The organism is Kitasatospora sp. NPDC054795 (genome assembly GCF_053611565.1).
Genome location: NZ_JBSHAP010000036.1, coordinates 36,813 through 51,030, shown reverse-complemented (window position 1 = coordinate 51,030; position 14,218 = coordinate 36,813). Strand labels below are relative to the sequence as shown.

Here is a 14,218-nt window from a genome sequence, read left to right as displayed (position 1 = left end):
TGTTGTGCCTGTCGTGTCGCGGATGTGCGTGGGCCGGGCGGCCGGTCAGTGCTTCAGATAGACCTTGTACGTACTCGAATCGCCGGTCGGCGAGGTGAATTGGGCGACCAGCCGGTAGTGCCCGGCGGTGCTCAGGGCCTCGCTCAGGGCCCGGTCGGTGGCCCTCGGCGCGGTGCTGTCGAGGACGACCATGGTGAACCAGCCGTCCCGGATCGCGGCCACGCTGCCGTCGTCGCCGTGGTGCTCGACCCCGGCCCCGTCGCGGTAGTCCGTGCCGGCGCGCGCGGAGATCCACTGCTCGGGCTTGGAGACGCCGCCGAGGTAGTACTCGGCGAGTCCGTCGACCTCGGTGAGGTAGCGGCCCTGGGGCTCCGTGTGGACCCGCAGGACGGCCAGCAGGCGGCCGGAGTCGGGCCCGTTCTGGTAGCGCAGGGCGGACTGCTCCAGGCCGAGGGCGAGCAGGGCGACCCAGACCAGGATGCCGAGCTGGGGGTGGCGGAAGTGGGCGCCGACCAGCCGGGTCAGGCCGACCCCGGCGAGCGGGGCGGCGAGCAGCATGCCGTAACCGAGGTGGCGGAACAGCGCGCCGGAGGTGCCGGTCCACAGGTGGGCGGCGGGGACCAGCAGGGCGGTGGCGGTCAGGACGGCCCCGAGCAGGGCGCGCCGGCCCCAGGTGGTGGGGAGGGCGTCCTTCTCCGGCGCGTCGTGCTCGGGCATCTGTTCGCGGCGCGCGTAGGCGATGGTGCCGGCCACCGCGAGGACGGTGAACAGGCCGGCCCACTGGAGCGTGCCGAGCAGGATCGAGCCGGCCGAGCCGGGGGCGTTGCCGCGCGAGGGCGACCACCCGGCGACCTTGCCGAGGGTGCCGTACGGGAGCAGCAGGACGAGGGTGCCGAGGGCCGTCAGCAGCGCGCGCAGGGCGGCCGGGCCCACCCGGTGGTACGGCCGGGCGCAGGCGAAGGCGAGGGCGACCAGGGCGGGGGCGGCGAAGGCCGCGGAGTAGGCCGTGGCGCAGGCCAGAGCCGTGGGCGGGGCGGCGAGCAGGGCCAGGGCCGGATGGCGGCCGGCGGTGAACACCGTGGTCCAGGCCGCGAGGGCGACCAGCAGGAGGGCGAGGGACTCGGGCGCGGCGTAGAAGCCGACCACCACGGTGGACTGGAGGACGGCGTACCCGGCGATGGCGCAGATGGCGACCCGCTCGTTGAACAGCCGCCGGGTCAGCGAGTACAGCAGCACCGTGGTGAGCAGCGCGAAGCCGAGGCTGAGCAGCCGGGCGCCCCAGATGCCGTTGGCGTCGGCGGCAGCGCCGGCCAGCGGCGGGTAGAGCCAGGGCGAGCCGTGCACACGGTCGACCAGGTCGGTGGTGACCGGGGTGCCGTGCAGCAGGTGGGACAGCTGCTGGCGGCCGGCGACCATGGCGGCGGCCTCGTCGGGGTGCGCGGCGGCCAGCAGGCGCAGCGAGAGGGCGGCCTGGACGGTCAGGACGGCGCCCAGCAGGCCGCGGGCGATCCAGCGGCGGCGGGGGCTGGTGCCCGGGTCCCAGCCGATCGCGGGGACCTGCGGGATGGTGTACGGGGCCAGCTCGACGCCGTCGGGGTTGTCGACCGCCACGGCGGTGCCGGGCCGGGCAGGGCTGCCCGCCGCCGCGGCCCCGGGCCCGTCGGGGTCAGGGTCCGGCTCGGCGGCCGGGTCGTGGGCGGAGCTGCCGTGCGGGACGGGGGAGAACTCGGACTCAGTGCTCATCAGGGGTTCCGGATGTCGAAGCCGTAACGGGGGTCGGACACGCGCTGCTTGAACGCGGCGAGGGTGTCCGGCACGGCCTCGACCCGCCAGTCCGCCCGCTTGACGATGTTGAACCAGACGAAGCCGACGATGTCGTCGTGCGCCTCCAGCCCGGAGAACAGCTGGTCGATGTCGGCGCGTTGGCGCTTGCCCTGCTCGGAGGCGGTCTCGCTGATGAAGAAGGGTTTCTGGGAGAAGCCGCGGATCTCGGCCATGGTCGGGCCGTAGAGCGTCTCGAAGGTCTTGGGCCCGGTCTTGGTGAAGTAGCCGGTCATGCCGGCCCAGTCGACGTAGGTGTCGCCGGGGTAGTACGGCTCCAGACGGGTGTTGGGAGCGGGGTCGGTGATGTTGGGGCTCCAGACCCAGATCACGTTGGTGGCGCCGGCCTGGTCGAAGAGGTCGTGGACGTGGCGCCAGGCGGCCACGAAGTCCTCGGGGGTGGCGGCCTGACGGCCCCACGGGTACCAGTCGCCGTTCATCTCGTGGGCGATGCTGATGGCGATCGGCAGGTTGAACCTGGCGACGGCCTTGGCGACGCCGCGCACGTAGTCGTCGGTGTCGCCGGCCGCGATCGAGGCGAGCGAGCGGTCGTGCGGCTCCCAGGCCATGAAGGGAAGCGCCCCGGCGTCGTGGATCCGGCGGGCGCCCGTGGTGTCGAAGCCGCCCTTCCAGTGGGCGTAGAACTCCAGGATGTTGGGCTGCTTGCCGATCGCGTCGCGGTAGCCGGGCAGCGCGTCCATCGTGGCGGGGACGTCGGGCAGGGCGGCGCCGAGGTACTTGTGGCTCGGCCTGAGCAGCGGCGTGACGTCGTACGGGACGCCGGCCGGCAGGGCCTTGGGCTGGGTGGGCGCGGGAGCCGCACCCGGAGTGCCCGGAGCGCCAGGGGCCGGGGTTGCGGCCGGGGCGGCCCGGGCGAGGTCCTTCTGCATCGCGAAGCCGGGGTCCTCGGGGCCGCACGCGGTGGTGAGCAGCAGGCCGGCGGCGGCCAGCAGCGGGAGCGCCAGCCGGCGACGGAGCCGGCCGGCCCGTCTCGGGTGGGCGGTCATGGCGATCACACTGCTTCCGTCGGGCGGGGCTGGACGAGGACCCGGCCCACGATGGTGGCGTAGAAGAGGCCGGAGGCGAGGACGAGGGCGAAGTTCAGCGGGCCCATGGTGAGCATCCGCCAGATGCTCAGCAGCACCCAGAGCAGGGCGGTTCCGCCGCCCCAGGCGATGACGCCGATCCAGAACCGCCGGGTCTTGTTCCGCTTGGCGCCGCTGGAGCCGGTCGGCTGCCAGGCCATCCGGTTCCGGCGCACGATGTCCCAGATGGCGAAGACGTGCGCCCAGCCGTACATCATGCGGGCGGCCCAGGCCTCCAGCCGGTAGGGGTTGCGGTGCCAGAGCGGGAAGACGACCGTCGCGTAGAGCAGGCCGGGCAGCACCAGCGCGGTGTTCTCCCAGCGGATCAGGTCGGGGCGGGCGAGCAGCAGGACGATCGGGATGAGCGGTGAGACGACGGTGAACAGCGCCGTGTGGATGTAGTAGAAGAAGCCGGACAGGTAGCAGGCCCGGGTGATCGGCCGCAGCTTGGTCTGCCAGAACTTCTTGCTGCCGAGCAGGCTCATCGAGCCGGTGCACCAGCGGTACTGCTGGTTGAAGAAGCCGCCGACGTTGTCCGGGCAGACGCCGGTGGCCAGCGCGACGGGTATGTACTGGAGGTCCCAGCCGAGGCGGCGCAGGTCGAACCCGGTGTGCACGTCCTCGGAGTGGCCGATCAGCGTGGTGCCGCCGTTCTCCTCCAGCGCCGCGCGCCGGTACACCGCGCAGCTGCCCACGCAGATGGCGCCTTCGCTGCGCTGCCGGGAGACCTGGACGGTCCGGTAGAACAGCTCCTGGACGGCGCCGGCGCCGCGCTCGATCCAGTTCTGCGAGTCCAGGATGCGGAAGAACTGCGGGGACTGGACGATGCCGAGGCGGGGGTCGGCCTCCATGTAGGGGAGCATCTCGTTCAGCAGGTCCGGCCGGGGCGCGAAGTCGGCGTCCAGGATGAGGATGTAGTCGCTGTCGGAGTTGCGGAAGCCGAACTGGAGGTTGCCGGCCTTCTTGAACCAGCCGAGCTTGTCGCGGGTGCCGTACACGAACCCGAAGTCGACGGCCATCTGCGCGAGTTGCGGGCTGTTGCTGTCGTCGAGGACGTACGGGGTGACGTCGCCCGGGTACTGGTCGCGCAGCCGGGCGACGTGCGTCCAGGTGTTGTGCAGGACCTCGATCGGCTCGCCGGCGACCGGGAGGAAGATGTCGACGGTCGGATGGTGCTCGGGCTGCCAGGACCTGACCAGGGCCCGGTGGGCGGAGAGGTCGAAGGTCTCGTTGAAGCCGTGCACCCAGCGGGATATCAGGTAGTAGACGATGGTGAAGGCGAGCGGCGGTATGAAGAAGAGGAACCACGGCGTCGCGCTCAGCAGCCCGATCTCGCTGGCCACCATGCAGGCGAAGCTGATGAGGGAGAAGCAGGTCAGCACCCACAGGTTGGTGCGGGCGTAGAGGTACTTCTCGGTGTTGTCCGGGGGGTGGGGGAGCAGGCCCCACCGGTTGCGTGCGGCCGGGCCGCGCCGGCTGCGGCGTCGTGAGACCGGCGGCTGACCGCTTCCCGCGAGTCGCGCGCTCTCGGTGACAGTCACGTGCTCTACTCCCCCGAAGCCGTACTGAGACTGAACCATCCCCGGGTGGTGGCCGTTGTCGCTCGGGCACCAGGGGACGCCAGGATCGTACGGGACCGATCGCTCTGAGTCCGCTCTCCCCTCTTCGACCGGCCGCCCGGAACCGATATCGAGTTCCGATCGTGATGTGAACGGGGTGCGGCCGGAGCGCCTGTGTACGGTTGTCCGTTCGACGGGCGAGGACGGTTCGGGGGAGAGCGATGGGCATCGAGGACTGCGCGGCCGGGCGCGTGGCGCGGGGCCTTCGGGCGGTCGCCGCCTTCGGTGCGGTCGCCGCGCTGCTGGCCGGGTGCAGCGGCGACGTCGGCGCGGTGGAGCCGCCGGCCGGCCCGGCGACGGCGCTGTCCGGGCCGGGCATCTGCTCGACCGCGCAGGAGCCGTTTCCCAAGCTGGCGATGGACGGCGGCGCCAAGGTCCTCGAACCGAACCCGTGGAACACCGCGGGCACGGTCTGCGTGGACCCGGTCGGGGCCAGCGGGTTCACGGTGTCCCGGATCAACGACTTCGTCCCCAAGAACCCGCTCGCCCCGGGCGCCTACCCCAACGTCTCGACCGCCCCGGGCGCGAGCGGACTGCCGGTGCCGGTCAGCGCGCTCGGCGACGCCACCGCCGACTGGGACGCCAACGGCCGGGTGAGCGGCTCCTTCAACCTCTCCTTCGACCTCTGGTACGGCTCCAGCCCGGACAACTGCCTGCCGGGGGAGAGCGCCGAGGTGATGATCTGGCTGGACGCCACCGACAACGTGCGGCCCGCCGGCGACAAGGTGGCGGACGCCCTGCCGTTCGGGGACGCGAGCTACCACGTCTACCAGGCGCCGATCACCGGCCCGCACAGTGTGATCAGCTACGTCCGCACGGCACCCACCCACACCACCCGCGGCCTCGACCTGCGGCTGTTCACCGCCGATGCGATGGCGCGCGGCTACGTCCCGAAGAGCTCCTACCTCTGCCGGGTGCAGGCGGGGTTCGAGGTCTGGAGCGGCGGGACCGGCCTGCGCAGCAACTCCTTCGCCTTCCACAACCGGGTCGGCCTGCCGGCCGGCGAGGTCCCGGCGGGCGCCCCGGGGATCTGCCTGCGGCACGGCGGCGGCGGGACCGCCGGCAGCCCGGTGACTGTCGGATCCTGCGGCGACCAGGCCGTCTCGACCGGGTGGACGGTGGGCAACGACGGTTCGCTGCGCGGTGGAGCGGCCTGCCTGGCGCCGGGCGCCGACCGCTCCTCGGTGACGCTGGCCGAGTGCACCGGCGGCTCGGCGCAGCGCTGGGTCACCGCCCCCGGGCAGCGGCTGAAGCACCCGGACACCGGGCTGTGCCTGGGCACCGCAGGCGGGGCGCTCGCGGACGGCACGACGGTGCTCCTGCGGCCGTGCGCGGACACCGTCTCGCAGCGCTGGAAGCTGCCCTACAACGGGGTCGCGTGAGCCTGCGTCGCACCCCGGAAACCGCGGTCGTGCTGACGTTTCGTCCGCGCACCCCCCATGGGCGTGACGGGGTGGATGCCCTAGCATTCGGGCCATGAGCGATCGACCGGTACCGAGTGGCGAGCCGGGCCAGCCCGCCACGCCACCGCAGCAGGCACCGGCCGGGGGGCCCGCTCCGGCCACCGGTGTGCCACCGCAGTTCCCGAGCGGAGCCTTCGGCCCCGCGGCCGGCTACGGGCCGCCGCCCGCCGCACCCGCGCAGCCCCAGCAGATGACGCCGCATCCGGTCGCGCAGCCGGTGCCGCCAGTGCCGCACCAGGGCGGCGGACCCGCCCCGGTGGCGCAGGGTCCGGTGCAGCCCGGTCCGGTGGCGCCGCAACCCGGCCCGGTGGCACCACAGCCCGTCCAGCCGCAGGCGCCGATGCCGCAGCCCGGCCAGGCCGTCGGACAGCAGCCGTTCCCGCCGGGCCAGCAGCCGTTCCCGCCGAGCCCGCAGCCGGCCCAGCCCGTGGCGCACTGGCAGCAGCAGGGCGGCTTCCAGCCGCCCGGCCCCCCGCCCGGCCCGGCGGTCGCCCCGGCCGGCACGCCGAACTGGGAGGCGCTGGCCGAGCAGAACGCGCAGTCCGCCAAGCGCGGCCGCAGGCTCAAGCTGATCGGCGCGGTGACCGCGGTGGTCGTTGTGGCCGCCGCCGGTGGCGGCGGGTACTGGTACTACCAGCACGGCAAGGAGAAGACGCCGGCGGCCCACGGCCCCGGCACGCCGAGCCCGACGGTCTCCGGCCCGTCGAACACGACGAGCGCGCCGCCGCTCAAGGGCATCGACAGCCCGCCGACCGTCGGCTCGCTGCCCGCCAAGAAGGGCGCGGCCGCGCTCAACCTGGGGGCGGACGCCAAGCAGGGGACGATGGCCGGAGTCTCCGGGCAGGTCCTCAAACTGCCCAGCGGCCAGGACTCGTTCGCCTCGACGTCCACGTCGGTCGTCGAGGTCAACAAGAGCTTCACCGTCTCCGCGCGGGTGCTGGTCGACGTGCCCAACGGCAACCGCAGCGCGGTCAGCCAGGGCGACGGCCAGTACTACTCGTACGCGCTGGGCCGGGCCAACAACAACGGGCACGACCAGTGGTACTTCAAGGTCCAGGTGCCGGGCGGCGGTTCGGCGATCGCCTGGTCCAAGGGCGACGCGACGGTCAACCAGTGGGTGCTGCTGACCGGCGTGTACGACGACCCGTCGGGCCAGCTCACCCTGTACGTCAACGGTGCTCCGCAGTCCTCGGCCAAGTCGGCCGGGGTGCAGCCGAGCGGCACCAACTCCCTCCAGGTCGGCCGGCTGAGCTCCAACTCGCAGTGGGCCGACCCCTGGCACGGCGCCGTCGCCGACATCCAGGTGTGGGACCAGGTGCTGCCCGAGGCCGACATCGTCAAGATCGTGGCCGGCCCGAGCTCGCCGCCGTCCATCGCGCCGACCGGCGCCTGGCTCGGCGGCTAGCGCCGCCAGGGGCGGGTTCCGCGGGAGTCCGGTGAGGACGGCCGCAGGACCCCGCCGCGGGGCCGACCGGCCCCCGTGAACGTCCGGCCGCCGCCCCCGGCAGTGTGGGGCGGCGGCCGAAGCGCGCCCAGGGGCGCGCGCTCCACGGCGCGTCCGGATGCGAAGTCCCAGATGAGGAGCAGTACTGATGAGCGCGGACGGCCGCTGGATCCGGCCCGAGTCCACCCGCAAGCCCGTCCTCGGCGGAGCCCGGCCGGGCGGGGTGGCCCTCGGCGAGCGCGGCCGGACGGCCCCCGGGCCGGTACCGGCCTCCCCGACCGACCGGCGCCGCCGCAGGCCCGGGCCGCCCCGGGTGCCGCACCCGGCCCGGCCGGTGCTGCGGGCGGACTGGCTGCCGCTGCTGGCCGTGCTGCTGGTGCAGGCGGCGCTCTCGTACCACCTGATCCTCAGCAACACCGCCTTCATCGACGAGGGCACCTACATCTACGCGGGCTACCAGGAGATCGCGCACCTGCGGCACGGAACCCCGGTGTCGACGTACGAAACCTTCTTCTCCGGCTCCCCGCTGATCTACCCGGTGGTGGTGGCCGTCGCGGACTTCGTCGGCGGGCTGAACGGCGCCCGGCTGCTGAGCCTGGCGTTCATGCTCTCCGCCACCACGGCCGTCCACCTGGCCACCCGGCGGCTGCACGGCTCGCTCGCGGCGTTCTGCGCGGCGGCGGCCTTCGTCGCGCTCGGTCCCACCCAGTTCCTCGGCGGCCTGGCCACCTACGACGCGATGGCGCTGGCGGTCCTCGCCTGGGCCGGGTACTTCGCGGTGCGGCTGACCACGGGCGGCGGGTACCCGAGCCTGGTCGCCTCCGGGCTGCTGCTCGCCCTGGCCGGCGCCACCAAGTACGCCGCGCTGCTGTGGGTGCCGGTGGTGTGCGGCATCGCGGTGCTGGCCGGGCCGCGCGGGTCGCTGCGCAGCTGGGAGGCCTGGCGGCGCGGACTGCTGGTGCTGCTCACCTTCGTGGTGGCGGTCGGCGCGGCGGCGCTGGCGGCCGGCGAGAAGTACGTCAACGGCTTCAACCACACCACCCTCAAGCGCGCCCCGGGCCACGACTCGTACTCCTACGTGGCCTCGGAGGCCGCCCGCTGGGTGGGCCCGCTGCTGGTGGTCGCGCTGGCCGGGGTGCTGGTGCAGCTGGTGCGGGCGCGGCGGCGACGCGGCGGCGCGGCCTGGCCCGAGTTCTGGCTGGCGCTGTTGCTGCTGCTGGCCGGGCTGATGGCGCCGGTGAACCAGATCCGCATCCACACCTGGCTGTCGCTCCAGAAGCACGTCGACTTCGGCGCCTGGTTCTCCTGCATCGTGGTGGGCCTTGTCCTGGCCCGTGCGGCGCTGTGGCTGAAGGGCCGTCTGCACCTGGTGGCCGGGGTGGCGGCCGCCACCCTGGTGGTCGGCCCGCTCGCCTGGGTGGGCGCGGCCCAGGGCCGGGAGATGTACGGCGAGTGGTCGAACTCGAAGGAGTTCGTCGCCGCCCTGGAGCCGTACATCGTCAAGGGCGACGACCGGTACCTGGTCGAGAACTACAACGTCCCCGCGTACTACCTGCGCAAGCAGACCACCTGGCAGCAGTGGCACGACCTGGTGGCCGTCTTCCGCCGGGACCCGGCCACCGGTGAGATGCAGAACGGGGTGCCCGCGATCCAGGCCGGCATCCAGGCCCACGAGTGGAAGGTCGTGGTCCTGGACTTCACCCAGACCGGGGCCATCGACAAGGCGATCCAGCCCACCCTGAAGGCCTCCGGGTACCGGGTGGTCACCGTGGTGACGAGCGGGAAGCACGGCCGGTACACCGTCTATGTGGCGCCCGGGTACGACAAGAAGCCGTGACGGGCGCCCGGGCCCGCCGTCAGAACGCCATCGTGTAGACCATCAGGTCCATCCCCGGGTACGGGGCCCAGTCGCGCTCGGGGGTGCGGCGGAAGCCGACCCGCTCGTAGAGGCGGTGGGCGGTGGTCATCTCCGGGCGGGTGGAGAAGGCCATACCGGCCAGGCCGAGGTCGCGGCTGCGGGCGACGGAGGCGCGGACCAGGGCCTCGCCGACGCCCCGGCCCCGGGCGGCGCCGGCGGTGGCCAGCATTCGTATCTCGCCCTCCCGGGGGGAGGCGATGTCCGCCCACTCGGTGCCGCCGACGGCGAAGGTCACGCAGCCGAGGACCCCGGCTCCGGCCGCGTCGACGGCGACCAGGAGTTCGGCCTCCCGGGCCCGTCGCCCGGCGTCGCCCAGCAGCTCGACGTAGGTGCTCGTGGGGTTGGTGAAGCCGTCGCCGACGAAGGCCTCGACGGTGATCCGGCCGGCGTCGGTGAGGTCCTCGGGGAGGGCCTGGCGGATGAGGAAGTCCATCGGGCCAGTGTGCCGGAGGCCGGTGCGGGGCGGTCCTCCGGGGTCGAACCGATCGGGTCGGCGAACGGTTCGGCGGGCGCGGCGGCGGGCTGGGCGGCGGACGGGCCGGCGGTCCCGTACAGCCGCTCGGGCCGGGCCGGGTCGGCCGGGTAGCCGCCCGGGCGGTGGTAGTTGTCGCGGCCGGCCGCCGGGCCGCGGGAGGTCTCGCGGCCGATCAGGAGGCCGAGCAGGCCGAAACCGCCGACGGCCGCGGTCATGGCGAGTGCGCCGATGAGGGTGTCGCTGTCCATGGGCACCACTGTGGCCGGGCGGCGCCGCGGCCACGAGTGGCAGGAACGACCGATCACCTCGAAATCCTGCCATCCGGTTCCTTCCGTCGGGGCGGGCACCGGGGGCATCCTGGTGGGCATGCTGAAGAACGTGGTCGCGGTGGTGCTGGAGGAGGTCCACCCCTTCGAACTGGGCGTGGCCTGCGAGGTGTTCGGCCTGGACCGCACCGCCGACGGGCTGCCGGGCTACGACTTCGCGATCGCCGGGGCCCGCCCGGGGCCGCACGCCACCCACTCCGGCTTCGCGGTGGACGTCCCGTACGGCCCGGAGCGCCTCGCCGGGGCGGACCTCGCCGTGGTCACCGCGGCGAGCATCCGCCGCGACTACCCGGAGCCGCTGCTGGCGGCGCTGCGCGGGGTGGTCGAGGGCGGCGGCCGGGTGCTGTCCATCTGCAGCGGCGCCTTCGTGCTGGGCGCCGCCGGGCTGCTGGACGGCCGTCGTGCCGCCACGCACTGGCGGCACAGCGCGGCGCTGGCCGAGCGCTTCCCGCTGACCACGGTCGAGCCGGACGTGCTGTACGTGGACGACGACCCGGTGATCACCTCCGCCGGGACGGCGGCCGGCATCGACGCCTGCCTGCACCTGGTGCGCAAGGTGCAGGGTGCCGAGGTGGCCCGGGAGATCGCCCGCCGGATGGTGGTGGCCCCGCACCGGGAGGGCGGGCAGGCCCAGTTCGTGAACCGCCCGCTGCCCGAGGCCGCCGACGCCTCGCTGGCCCCGCTGCTGGACTGGATGCGCCACCACCTGGCGGAGGAGGCCACCGTCGAGCAGCTGGCCGCCCGGGCGCACATGTCGCCGCGCACCTTCGCCCGCCGCTTCCAGCAGGAGACCGGCACCACCCCGCACCGCTGGCTGGTCGGGCAGCGGGTGCTGCTCGCCCAGCGGCTGCTGGAGTCCACCACGGAGCCGGTGGACGCGATCGCCGCCCGCTGCGGCTTCGGCAACGCGGCCGCCCTGCGGCACCACTTCGGCCGTCGGCTGGGCACCACGCCGCTGGCCTACCGGCGCTGCTTCGCCGAGCCGGAGCCCCGGGCGGGCTGACCGGAGCCCCGGGCGGGCCGAGGGGGCTCCCGGGCGGGCCGAGGGGGCTCCCGGGTGGGCCGACCGGACGCCGGGCGGGCCGAGGGGGCGTCAGACCCCGTCGGGCACCAGGTGCCCGACCCCGTTCCAGCCGTCCGGCCGCAGCCGCCCGTCCTGGGCCCGCCACAGGCTGGTGGAGCAGTTGTGTACCGGCCCCAGCGCGGTGAGCTGCTCCTCGGTGAGCCGGTCCAGCGCGTAGCGGAGCATCAGCACCGTGCAGTCGTGCGCGACCAGCAGGACGGGCCGCCCGGCCTCCTCCTCGCAGAGGTCCCGCAGCAGGCTGCGCACCCGCAGCGCGACGTCGGCCCAGGACTCGCCGCCCGGCGGGCGGTAGTACAGCTCACCCATCTTGCGCCGCCGGGCCGCCTCCTCCGGGTGCTTGGCCTCGATCGCGGCCTTCGGCAGCATCTCCAGGATGCCGAGCTCGCGGTCGCGCAGCCGTTCGTCGTACCGGACGGCCAGGGTGACCGGGACGGCGCCGAGCCCGGCGGCCTGGGCGAGCGCGATCCGGGCGGTCTCGGCGGTGCGCACGTACGGGGAGCACCAGACGCTGCGCGGGCGGTCCGCGCTGGGCAGGCCGGCCCACCAGTGGCCGAGCGCCTGGGCCTGCTGCCCCCCGTGCAGCGACAGCGGGATGTCGGCGTCGCGGCAGCTGATCGGGACGCTGAGCGCTCCGGCGGCCTCGGCCAGCTGGAACTCGACGTTGGCGGTGGACTCCCCGTGCCGGGTGGCGATGAGCAGGGACGGCAGCCGGCCGGCGGCGGCCGGGCGGTGGGTGCTGCCGTGCTGTTCGTGGCCGCCGGGGTGCTGCTCCTGCCCGCCGGGGTGCTGGCCGTGGGCGGCACCGCGCTGACCCTGGGTGGTGCCGTGCTGGCCCTGGGTGGTGGCGTGGTGGTGCTGGCTCTGGGTGGACTGGTGCTGGCCGTTGAGGGTGGTGCCGAGTTCTGCCATGGCCGCGAGCTCCCCGTGGTCGATCAGGTTCCGGCCGGATGCCGGTCCGGTCTGGTGGTGCCCGGCGTGCACGCCTGTTCATACATATGATCGCGCCGCCTTCTCCAGTGTTCACGGAGAAGGCGGCGCGATCACAGGGCGCGTACCGCGCGAATCAGTGCGCCGCTACGGGCTCCGGCGCGTTCTTCAGCTCTTCGTCACCGGCTTCGGCGCTGTAGTCGGACGGCCTGGTCTCGTCCGGGAGCTCCGGCGCCTTGACCGCCCGCAGCACCAGGGTGAGCGCCACCGCGACGATCAGGTTGAGCGCGAAGGCGGTCAGGCCGATGTAGCCGATCTCGCCGATGCCGGGGATCCCGGCCGCGCTGCCGCCGAAGTGCTTGGTGGCCGGGCTGGCGATCCCGTACGCCTTCCAGGTGCCGTACACCATGCCGGCCGCCCAGCCGGCGAACAGCGCCCAGTGGTGGAACCAGCGGGTGAACAGGCCGCCGACGATCGCCACGAAGGTCTGCAGGATCCACAGGCCGCCCAGCAGCTGGAGGTTGATCGCGGCCTGCTTGTCCATGCCGAGCACGAAGGCCAGGGCGCCGACCTTCACCAGCAGCGAGACCAGCTTGGCGATCCGGGTCTCGTCGGCGGGGGTGGCGGAGGGCTTGAGCCAGTCCTTGTAGACGTTGCGGGTGAACAGGTTGGCCGCCGCGATGGACATGATGGCGGCCGGCACCAGCGCGCCGATGCCGATCGCGGCGAAGGCCACGCCGGTGAACCAGTCCGGGAACATGTCCGCGAACAGCTGCGGCACCGAGAGCTGGGCGTTGTAGCCCTTGACGCCCTTGCCCACGCCCGCCGCGATCGCCATGAACCCGAGCAGCGCCAGCAGGCCCAGCATCAGCGAGTACGCGGGCATGATCGCCATGTTGCGGCGCACGGTGCTGCGGGACTTGGAGGCCAGCACGCCGGTGACCGAGTGCGGGTACATGAACAGCGCCATCGCCGAGCCGAGGGCCAGCGTGGCGTACGTCCACTGGCTGCCGTGCGGGACGGTCAGCGATCCCTTGGCGCCCGGCGCGCTGAACTTGTGCGCGGCGGCGTCGAAGATGTGCCCGTAGCCGCCGAGCCGGATCGGGATGTAGATCACCGCGACGATGATCACGATGTAGACGAGGGCGTCCTTGACGAAGGCGATCAGCGCCGGGGCGCGCAGGCCGGAGGAGTAGGTGTAGGCGGCCAGCACGCCGAAGGCGATGAACAGCGGCAGGTCCTTGACGAACCAGTTGGCGTTCTCCCCGCCGCCGACCCCCAGCACGTCCAGCACGGCCTGGATGCCGACGAGTTGCAGGGCGATGTACGGCATGGTGGCCAGGATCCCGGTCAGCGCGACGACCAGTGACAGTGGCCGCGAGCCGTACCGGCCGCGCACGAAGTCGGCCGGGGTCACGTAGCCGTGCACCCGGGAGACCGACCAGAGCCGGGGCAGGAAGAGGAAGACCAGCGGGTAGGCGACGATCGTGTACGGCACCGCGAAGAAGCCCGCCGCGCCGGTGGCGTACACCGCCGCGGGGACGGCGACGAAGGTGTACGCGGTGTAGAGGTCGCCGCCGAGCAGGAACCAGGTCACCCAGGTCCCGAAGCTGCGCCCGCCCAGGCCCCACTCGTCCAGGTGCGCGGCGTTGTCCGCGCGGCGCCAGCGCGAGGCGAGGAAGCCCATCACGGTGACGAGGGCGAAGAACAGCACGAAGACCACGAGGGCCGGCACGTTGACGTCCTTCATCGCGCACCGCCCGTCCGGGCCGCCTTGCGGGCCTTCTCGTCCCGGGTGATCAGCAGGTAGGCGGCGACCGTGAACACGGCCGACACCGGCACCCAGAGCAGCTGGTACCAGTAGAAGAAGGGCACCCCGGCCACCGCCGGGTCGCTCTTGTCGTACGAGGACACCCAGAGCATCGCGACGATCGGCACCAGCAGGGCGAGGCCGGCCAGCACCCGCTCGGGCGTCACGGCCGGGACGGGCCTCCCGGCTGGCTCGGGCATGACATCTTCGAGGGTGAGGGGATCAGACGGCATCTTCGGCTCCGCT

11 protein-coding genes are annotated in these 14,218 nt (G+C 73.5%); 4 read left to right on the top strand and 7 right to left on the bottom strand.

The window, feature by feature from the left end; translation table 11 throughout:
- Positions 1 to 45: 45 nt before the first annotated feature.
- Genes ACWGJO_RS15585 through ACWGJO_RS15575 form a run of 3 tightly spaced genes read right to left on the bottom strand, consistent with a single transcriptional unit; the run spans position 46 to position 4,252 of the window.
- Positions 46 to 1,743 (bottom strand): glycosyltransferase family 39 protein, encoded by a 1,698-nt coding sequence (locus tag ACWGJO_RS15585; protein WP_452184090.1) that lies wholly within the window; start codon positions 1,741 to 1,743, stop codon positions 46 to 48.
- Positions 1,743 to 2,828 carry a glycoside hydrolase family 26 protein gene (locus ACWGJO_RS15580; protein ID WP_452184088.1) on the bottom strand — a complete coding sequence of 362 codons (1,086 nt, stop codon included), beginning with the start codon at positions 2,826 to 2,828 and terminating at the stop codon, positions 1,743 to 1,745. Before ACWGJO_RS15580 ends, ACWGJO_RS15585 begins: the two co-directional genes overlap by 1 nt.
- Before the next feature lie 5 nt (positions 2,829 to 2,833).
- Positions 2,834 to 4,252: a glycosyltransferase family 2 protein gene (locus ACWGJO_RS15575; RefSeq protein ID WP_452184120.1), complete on the bottom strand. Its 1,419-nt coding sequence runs from the start codon at positions 4,250 to 4,252 to the stop codon at positions 2,834 to 2,836.
- Positions 4,253 to 4,686: 434 nt separating this feature from the next.
- Here ACWGJO_RS15575 and ACWGJO_RS15570 point away from each other — a divergent pair, with 434 nt between their 5' ends.
- From ACWGJO_RS15570 to ACWGJO_RS15560, 3 genes are all read left to right on the top strand, one after another.
- Positions 4,687 to 5,907, top strand: a complete 1,221-nt coding sequence (locus ACWGJO_RS15570) for a ricin-type beta-trefoil lectin domain protein (protein ID WP_380548244.1) — start codon at positions 4,687 to 4,689, stop codon at positions 5,905 to 5,907.
- 94 nt (positions 5,908 to 6,001) lie between these two features.
- A complete protein-coding gene (locus tag ACWGJO_RS15565) occupies positions 6,002 to 7,393 on the top strand; it encodes a LamG-like jellyroll fold domain-containing protein (protein ID WP_452184086.1) in 1,392 nt (463 codons plus the stop codon).
- A gap of 187 nt (positions 7,394 to 7,580) precedes the next feature.
- Positions 7,581 to 9,269 (top strand): ArnT family glycosyltransferase, encoded by a 1,689-nt coding sequence (locus ACWGJO_RS15560; RefSeq protein ID WP_452184085.1) that lies wholly within the window; start codon positions 7,581 to 7,583, stop codon positions 9,267 to 9,269.
- 19 nt (positions 9,270 to 9,288) lie between these two features.
- On the opposite strand, the gene ACWGJO_RS15555 is transcribed toward ACWGJO_RS15560, so the two are convergent.
- Entirely contained in the window at positions 9,289 to 9,783 is a 495-nt protein-coding gene (locus tag ACWGJO_RS15555) for a GNAT family N-acetyltransferase (protein WP_387695194.1), read from the bottom strand.
- 408 nt (positions 9,784 to 10,191) lie between these two features.
- Between ACWGJO_RS15555 and ACWGJO_RS15550 the strand changes: the two genes are divergently transcribed.
- On the top strand, positions 10,192 to 11,154 hold the full coding sequence (locus ACWGJO_RS15550) for a helix-turn-helix domain-containing protein (protein ID WP_387695195.1): 963 nt from the start codon (positions 10,192 to 10,194) through the stop codon (positions 11,152 to 11,154).
- A 90-nt stretch (positions 11,155 to 11,244) separates the two neighbouring features.
- Here the strand turns inward: ACWGJO_RS15550 and ACWGJO_RS15545 are convergent, their stop codons facing one another.
- From ACWGJO_RS15545 to ACWGJO_RS15535, 3 genes are all read right to left on the bottom strand, one after another.
- Positions 11,245 to 12,144: a histidine phosphatase family protein gene (locus ACWGJO_RS15545; protein ID WP_452184083.1), complete on the bottom strand. Its 900-nt coding sequence runs from the start codon at positions 12,142 to 12,144 to the stop codon at positions 11,245 to 11,247.
- Positions 12,145 to 12,298: 154 nt separating this feature from the next.
- On the bottom strand, positions 12,299 to 13,912 hold the full coding sequence (mctP, locus tag ACWGJO_RS15540; RefSeq protein ID WP_359904553.1) for a monocarboxylate uptake permease MctP: 1,614 nt from the start codon (positions 13,910 to 13,912) through the stop codon (positions 12,299 to 12,301).
- Entirely contained in the window at positions 13,909 to 14,172 is a 264-nt protein-coding gene (locus ACWGJO_RS15535) for a DUF3311 domain-containing protein (RefSeq protein WP_452184081.1), read from the bottom strand. Before ACWGJO_RS15535 ends, mctP begins: the two co-directional genes overlap by 4 nt.
- Between the last annotated feature and the right edge of the window lie 46 nt (positions 14,173 to 14,218).

Excerpts from the sequence above, each read along its gene's own strand:
- ACWGJO_RS15535 (WP_452184081.1), bottom strand. The coding sequence starts at position 14,172 with ATGCCCGAGCCAGCCGGGAGGCCCGTCCCGGCCGTGACGCCCGAGCGG.
- ACWGJO_RS15570 (WP_380548244.1), top strand. The coding sequence starts at position 4,687 with ATGGGCATCGAGGACTGCGCGGCCGGGCGCGTGGCGCGGGGCCTTCGG.
- ACWGJO_RS15550 (WP_387695195.1), top strand. The coding sequence starts at position 10,192 with ATGCTGAAGAACGTGGTCGCGGTGGTGCTGGAGGAGGTCCACCCCTTC.
- ACWGJO_RS15565 (WP_452184086.1), top strand. The coding sequence starts at position 6,002 with ATGAGCGATCGACCGGTACCGAGTGGCGAGCCGGGCCAGCCCGCCACG.
- mctP (WP_359904553.1), bottom strand. The coding sequence starts at position 13,912 with ATGAAGGACGTCAACGTGCCGGCCCTCGTGGTCTTCGTGCTGTTCTTC.
- ACWGJO_RS15585 (WP_452184090.1), bottom strand. The coding sequence starts at position 1,743 with ATGAGCACTGAGTCCGAGTTCTCCCCCGTCCCGCACGGCAGCTCCGCC.
- ACWGJO_RS15560 (WP_452184085.1), top strand. The coding sequence starts at position 7,581 with ATGAGCGCGGACGGCCGCTGGATCCGGCCCGAGTCCACCCGCAAGCCC.
- ACWGJO_RS15580 (WP_452184088.1), bottom strand. The coding sequence starts at position 2,828 with ATGACCGCCCACCCGAGACGGGCCGGCCGGCTCCGTCGCCGGCTGGCG.
- ACWGJO_RS15555 (WP_387695194.1), bottom strand. The coding sequence starts at position 9,783 with ATGGACTTCCTCATCCGCCAGGCCCTCCCCGAGGACCTCACCGACGCC.
- ACWGJO_RS15545 (WP_452184083.1), bottom strand. The coding sequence starts at position 12,144 with ATGGCAGAACTCGGCACCACCCTCAACGGCCAGCACCAGTCCACCCAG.
- ACWGJO_RS15575 (WP_452184120.1), bottom strand. The coding sequence starts at position 4,252 with ATGGTGGCCAGCGAGATCGGGCTGCTGAGCGCGACGCCGTGGTTCCTC.